This window comes from Mesorhizobium sp. M1182 (assembly GCF_040318335.1).
Taxonomy (GTDB): domain Bacteria; phylum Pseudomonadota; class Alphaproteobacteria; order Rhizobiales; family Rhizobiaceae; genus Mesorhizobium.
Genome location: NZ_JAMYMD010000044.1, coordinates 39,180 through 45,609, shown reverse-complemented (window position 1 = coordinate 45,609; position 6,430 = coordinate 39,180). Strand labels below are relative to the sequence as shown.

The following is a 6,430-nucleotide window of genomic DNA, read 5'->3' as shown; positions in this document are numbered from 1 at the left end:
CGTGGCCGCTCCTTGGCGAGCGAGGTGCCGGCCAGCATCTTCTATCATCTCGTCTGCGCGCTGACGCAGTATCTGGACGGCACGGCGCCCAAGGATCAGTACGGGCTGGCGACATCCCCGGTCTCGACATAGACCGACTTCAGCTGCGAATAGAGCGCCAATGCCGCGAGCGAATTCTCGCGGCCGATGCCGGACTGCTTGAAGCCGCCGAAGGGGATTTCGACCGGCGTCAGATTGTAGGCGTTGATCCAGCAGGTGCCGGCCTGCAGTTCGGCGATGACACGATGGGCGCGCGCCAGGTCTCGCGTGAACACGCCTGCGGCGAGGCCGAATTCGGTGTCGTTGGCGCGATCGATCACCTCGTCCTCGCTGTCGAATTTCAGCACGCTCATGACCGGCCCGAAAATCTCCTCGCGGGCAATGCGCATCGTGTCGACGACACCGGTGAACACCGTCGGCTCGACGAAGAAGCCGCCCTGAAAACCCTGCAGCGAAGGCACGTTGCCGCCGCAGCCGAGCACCGCGCCATCCTGCTTGCCGGCCTCGATGTAAGAGACCACCTTGTCGTGCTGCGCCTTCGAGACCAGCGGCCCCATCTGCGTGTCCGGATCGAGCGGATCGCCGATGCGGATTTTCTTCGTCCGTTCGGTCAGCCTCTCGACGAAACGGTCATGGATGCCGCTCTGCACGAAGACCCGCGTGCCGTTGGAGCAGATCTGGCCGGTCGAATAGAAATTGCCGAGCATCGCGCCGCCGATGGCGTTTTCGAGGTCGGCGTCTTCGAAGACGATCAGCGGCGACTTGCCGCCGAGCTCCATCGTCGCGTGCTTCATCTTCGAGCCGGCGAGCGACAGCACTTTGCGGCCGGTCGGCACCGAGCCGGTCACCGAGACCTTGGCGACGACATCGTGGCCGACAAGGCCGGCGCCGACATCGCCAAAACCCTGCACCACGTTGAACAGCCCGTCGGGCAGCCCGGCCTCGGTATAGATTTCGGCGAGCGCCAGCGCTGATAACGGCGTGTTTTCCGATGGTTTGAAAACCATCGCATTGCCCATTGCGAGGGCGGGTGCGGATTTCCAGCCGGCGATCTGGATCGGATAGTTCCAGGCGCCAATGCCGACGCAAACGCCGAGCGCCTCGCGCCTGGTATAGGCAAAGGGTCCGCCGAGATCCACGGCCTCGCCATTAAAGGCGGCGACGGCGCCGCCGAAATATTCCAGGCAGTCGGCCGCCGACGGGGCGTCCGCAACCAGCGTCTCCTGGATCGGTTTACCAGTGTCCAGCGTCTCGATGCGCGCCAGATCGGCATTGCGCGCGCGCAAAATGTCGGCGGCGCGGCGCAGGATGCGGCCGCGTTCGACCGGCTTCAGCCGCGCCCAGGCCGGTTGTGCTGCACGCGCGGCCTCGATCGCGAGCTCCAGCACGTTCGGCGTCGCCGAGCGCAGCATGGCGATGGTCTCGCCGGTTGCCGGATAGATAACCGGCAGCGCTGCGCCGCGCTCGTCGTCGATATAGCGGCCGTTGACATAATGCGATGCCGTTGGCTGGGCGCGCATGACTGTTCTCCAAATCGTTGTCGCGGCATGCGGACTGTGCGTCCGCCGGATCATGGCCTATCTGTCCGACACCTGCCAGCGCGGATTGATCCATGGTTCCTGGTTGGAAGGTGGCAGCGGCGTACGCCCGAGAATGTGGTCGGCGGCTTTCTCGCCGGTCATGATCGACGGAGCGTTGAGATTGCCATTGGTGACGCGCGGGAAGATCGAGGAATCGGCGACCCGAAGCCCTTCGACGCCAATGACGCGGCATTCCGGATCGACGACGCTCATCGCATCGTCGGCACGGCCCATCTTGCAGGTGCCGCAAGGGTGGTAGGCGCTTTCGGCGTGGTCGCGAATGAAGGCGTCGAGCTCTTCATCCGATTGTACATGCGAGCCCGGCGACAGTTCCTTGCCGCGGTACGGATCGAAGGCCGCTTGCCCGAAGATCTCGCGGGTCAGCCGGATGCAGTGGCGGAACTCCGTCCAGTCGTCCGGATGCGACATGTAGTTGAAGCGGATCACCGGCTTCGATTTGGGATCGGGCGAGCGCAGCGTGACCGAACCGCGCGACTTCGACCGCATCGGCCCGACATGCGCCTGGAAGCCGTGCGCCTTGGCCGCCGCCTTGCCGTCATAGCGGACCGCGGCCGGGATGAAGTGATACTGGATATCGGGATAGTCGACGCCGGCGCCCGAGCGTACGAAGGCGGCCGCCTCGAAATGATTGGTGGCGCCGAGGCCGGACTTGAAGAACAGCCATTGTGCCCCGATCAGCGCCTTCGAGAACGGGTTCAGCACCGAGTTCAGCGTGATCGGCTTCGTCGATTCCTGCTGGATGTAGAGTTCCATATGGTCCTGCAGATTGCGACCGACGCCGGGCCGGTCGACAATCACCGGGATGCCGTTCTCCCTAAGGTGCTGGCCGGGGCCGATGCCGGATAGCATCAGGATCTTGGGCGAGTTGATCGAGGACGCCGCAACGATCACCTCACGCCGCGCTCTGACCATCTGAATCCGTTTGCGCACTTCGATCTCGACGCCGGTGGCGCGTTGATTCTCGATGATTACCCGCCGGGCGAAACCCTTGACCAGACTGACATTTTTCCGCCTGAGTGCCGGCCTGAGGTAGGCGCTCGCCGCCGACCAGCGGCGACCGCCGCGAATGGTCTGCTCCATCGGCCCAAAGCCTTCCTGCTTCGCGCCGTTGTAGTCGTCGGTCAGCTCGAAACCGGCCTGGCGGCCCGCCTCGACGAAGGCGCCGTAGAGTGGGTTCGTCCTCGAGCCGCGCTGCACAGTCAGCGGGCCGCCGTGGCCGCGCCAGCCATTCTCGCCGCCTGCGCTGTCCTCCATGCGCTTGAAATAGGGGAGCACGTCGGCAAAGCCCCAGCCGGCGGCACCCTGTTCGGCCCAATGGTCGAAGTCACGTGCATGGCCGCGCACATAGACCATGCCGTTGATCGAGGATGAGCCGCCGATGACCTTGCCGCGCGGCGTCGCCAGCACGCGGCCGCCGAGATACGGCTCCGGCTCGCTGACGAAGCCCCAGTCGTAAAGGCTCATATTGAGCGGGATCGACAGCGCCGACGGCATCTGGATCAGCGGCCCGATATCGCTGCCGCCATATTCGATGACGATCACCGAATGCTTGCCGTCCTCCGACAGCCGGTAGGCCATGGCCGAGCCGGCCGAGCCGGAGCCGATGATGACGAAATCCGCTTCAAGCATGGTTCATATGCGCCCATGGTTCATATGCGCCATGAAATCGGCGAGCGAGACGTTGCCGCCGGTTGCCATCACCAGAACGGTCCTGCCGGTTATGTCGACCTTGCCGCCGAGCACCGCCGCCAGCGAGGCAGCGCCGGATGGCTCAAGCACCAGCTTCATCCGCTCGAAGGCAATGTGCATGGCGCGCCGCACCGACGCATCATCGACAGTGACGCCGCGAACGCCGGCGGTCGTCACCGCTGCGAACGGCGCGTCGCCGGGCCGCCGCGACATCAGCCCGTCGCAGATCGATTTCGGCCCGATCGGCATGGTTTCGATGGCGCCATGCGCGAGCGACGAGCCCATGCCGTCAAAACCTTCCGGCTCGACGCCGATGATCTCTGTGGCGGGCGACAGATAGTGGAAGGCCAGCGAAACGCCACCTATCAGCCCGCCACCGCCGACCGAACAGAACAAGAGATCGGCCTCCACTTGCCTGGCGGTGAGCTGGTCGAGTGCCTCCAGTCCGGCGCCGGCCTGGCCGGCGACGATCTCCGGATCGTCGAACGGGTGCAGCAGGGCCAGGTCATCGCTGGCGGCGATCTCACGCGCTCTGGCGGCGGCGACTTCCTCACGCGCGCGCTCGCCATGGTCGGTCAGCACGACACGCGCGCCATACCCCGACGTGGCATCGCGTTTGGCGGCAGGGGCGTCGATCGGCATGACGATGGTGACGGGAATGCCAAGCGCCTGGCCCGCCGCCGCCAGCCCCTGCGCGAAATTGCCGGAGGAATAGGCGACGACGCCCTTTTTGGTTTCGTCAGGCGAGAGCTTCTTCAGCCGCCAGTAGGCGCCGCGCACCTTGAACGATCCTGCCCATTGCAGCGATTCGGCCTTGACGAAGACGCGGGCGGCGCCGGTCTCGCGGGCAAGTGCCGCCGATTCCAGGAGCGGCGTGATCTGCGTCGCCTTGGAGGTGACGGCATAGGCCTGCCTGAGATGGTCGAGCGAGGGGACGAGACGGTCTGCCATCATTTGCCTCGCGGAAAGCGCTTCTGCTCTTCGAGCAGGTCGAGGTTCATATGGTTTCGCATGTAGCGCTCCGATGCCTTCTGCAGCGGCTGGAATTCCCAGGGATAATGGGTGCCGTTGCGCAGCGCCGGGTAGACCACCCAGCGGCGTGCCTGGCTGGCACGCACCGCGGCATCGAACGCCGCCATGTCCCAGCGCGCCCGCACCTTGTCGGTGAAAGCGGCCACCAAAGCCGCATTGGCCGGATCGGCGGCGAGGTTGGTCGATTCCAGCGGATCCGATTCAAGATCAAACAGTTGCGGCGGATCGATCTCGCAATGGATGAATTTGTAACGGCCCTCGCGCAGCGCCACCATCGGCGCGTTCGAGCCTTCGGCGGCATATTCCATCAGCACCGGCGCGGAGCGCTTCTTTCCATTCAGCAGCGGCAGCAGCGACTGGCCGTCGGTCCACGACGCAATCGCGCTGATGTCGATGCCGGCGAGGTCGCAAAGCGTCGGCGTCACGTCGAGGTTGGAGACCGGCGTGTCGATCAGCCCGGCGGCGATGCCTTTGCCGGCGATCATCAGCGGCACCCGCGCCGAACCTTCGAAGAAGCACATCTTGAACCACAGGCCGCGCTCGCCGAGCATGTCGCCGTGATCCGAGCAGAACAGGATGATCGTGTCGTCGAGCATGTGCGTGTGCTCGAGCACCGACATCAATTCGCCGAGCTTGTCGTCGAGATATGAGATGTTGGCGAAATAGCCACGGCGCGCGCGGCGGATCTGCTCCGCTGTGATGTCAAAGCTGTCATAGTCGCTGGCGCGGTAGAGCCGCTGCGAATGCGGATCCTGCCTTTCGTAAGGAATAAAGCCGACCTCGGGCTCGAGCGCCGGGCAGTCCTCGTAGAGGTCCCAGTATTGCCGCCGTGCGACGTAAGGATCGTGCGGATGGGTGAAGGAGACCGTCAAGCACCAGGGCCGATGTGCGGCATCGTCGGAGACGCGGGCAAAATCATAAAGCTTCTGCACCGCATGGAAGGCGACCTCGTCGTCATATTCCAGCTGGTTGGTGATCTCGGCAGTACCGGCGCCGCTGACGGAGCCGAGATTGTGATACCACCAGTCGATGCGCTCGCCGGGTTTGCGGTAGTCCGGTGTCCAGCCGAAATCAGCCGGATAGATGTCGGTGGTCAGCCGCTCTTCGAAGCCGTGCAACTGGTCCGGACCGACGAAATGCATCTTGCCGGATAGGCAGGTGTGATAACCTGCGGCGCGCAGATGATGGGCGAAGGTCGGGATCGAAGACGCGAATTCGGCGGCGTTGTCATAGACCCCGGTGCGTGACGGCAATTGGCCGCTCATGAATGCGGCGCGGCCCGGCGCGCAGAGCGGCGAGGCCGTGTAATTGTTGCAAAAACGCGCCGAACGCGCGGCGAGCGCCTTCAGATGCGGCGCGTGCAGGAAGTCCGCCGGCCCATCCGGAAACAGCGTTCCGTTGAGCTGATCGACCATGACGATCAGGATGTTGGGTCGCTTGGATGTCACTGCTTCTGCCGTCCGCTGAGCTTCGTTTCGAGATAGTCCTCGACCAGTGCAATCGCGGTCGCGGCATCGGGAAGACCGTCCTTCAGCGCGCGCCTGATATAGAGCCCGTCGATCAGCGCCGCCGTCGCTTCGGCGACCCGATCGGCCTCGCTTCTCGGCAGGATGCCGGTCAGCCCGCTGAGCAGATTGGAATGCAGCCGCCGCGCATAGACCTTGAGCAGCCGTCGAAGTGCTGCCGATTTTTGCGCCTCGACATAGAAGGCGAGCCAGGCGGCGATCGTTTCGGGCTGGAACTGGATGTCGGAAAAATTGACCGCAACCACCGCCGAGACGCGCTGGCGCGCCGTGCCGGCCGCGCGAAGTGCACGGCCCGTATCGGCGGTGAGCTCGCTGAGGATGTGCCGCATCGTCGCCAACAGCAATTCGTCCTTGACGCCGAAATAGTGGTGGGCAAGCGCCGAGGACACGCCGGCGCGCCCGGCGATTTCCGACATCGTCACATCAAGCGAACCGCGCTCGCCGATCGCCGAGATCGTTGCATCGATTAGCGCCCTGCGGCGCAACGGCTCCATTCCGAGTTTCGGCATTCTTGCTCCGGCCTATTGGGGCAAGATTATTTTT

At 64.5% G+C, this 6,430-nt stretch carries 5 protein-coding genes; all 5 read right to left on the bottom strand.

Translation table 11 applies throughout. The features are described 5' to 3' along the window. Positions 1-95: 95 nt before the first annotated feature. The 5 genes from betB to betI are packed head-to-tail and all read right to left on the bottom strand — an operon-like array spanning position 96 to position 6,396. Entirely contained in the window at positions 96-1,559 is a 1,464-nt protein-coding gene (gene betB, locus NKH33_RS30105) for a betaine-aldehyde dehydrogenase (RefSeq protein ID WP_352922956.1), read from the bottom strand. Between the two features lie 57 nt (positions 1,560-1,616). Beyond that, positions 1,617-3,269 (bottom strand): choline dehydrogenase, encoded by a 1,653-nt coding sequence (gene betA, locus NKH33_RS30100; protein WP_352501752.1) that lies wholly within the window; start codon positions 3,267-3,269, stop codon positions 1,617-1,619. Between the two features lie 3 nt (positions 3,270-3,272). Continuing rightward, positions 3,273-4,280 carry a pyridoxal-phosphate dependent enzyme gene (locus tag NKH33_RS30095; protein ID WP_502893786.1) on the bottom strand — a complete coding sequence of 336 codons (1,008 nt, stop codon included), beginning with the start codon at positions 4,278-4,280 and terminating at the stop codon, positions 3,273-3,275. Further along, positions 4,280-5,809: a choline-sulfatase gene (gene betC / locus NKH33_RS30090; RefSeq protein ID WP_352922953.1), complete on the bottom strand. Its 1,530-nt coding sequence runs from the start codon at positions 5,807-5,809 to the stop codon at positions 4,280-4,282. The genes NKH33_RS30095 and betC overlap by 1 nt, the downstream gene beginning before the upstream one ends. Further along, positions 5,806-6,396, bottom strand: coding sequence for a transcriptional regulator BetI (gene betI / locus NKH33_RS30085; RefSeq protein ID WP_352501755.1), 591 nt, complete (start codon positions 6,394-6,396; stop codon positions 5,806-5,808). The genes betC and betI overlap by 4 nt, the downstream gene beginning before the upstream one ends. Between the last annotated feature and the right edge of the window lie 34 nt (positions 6,397-6,430).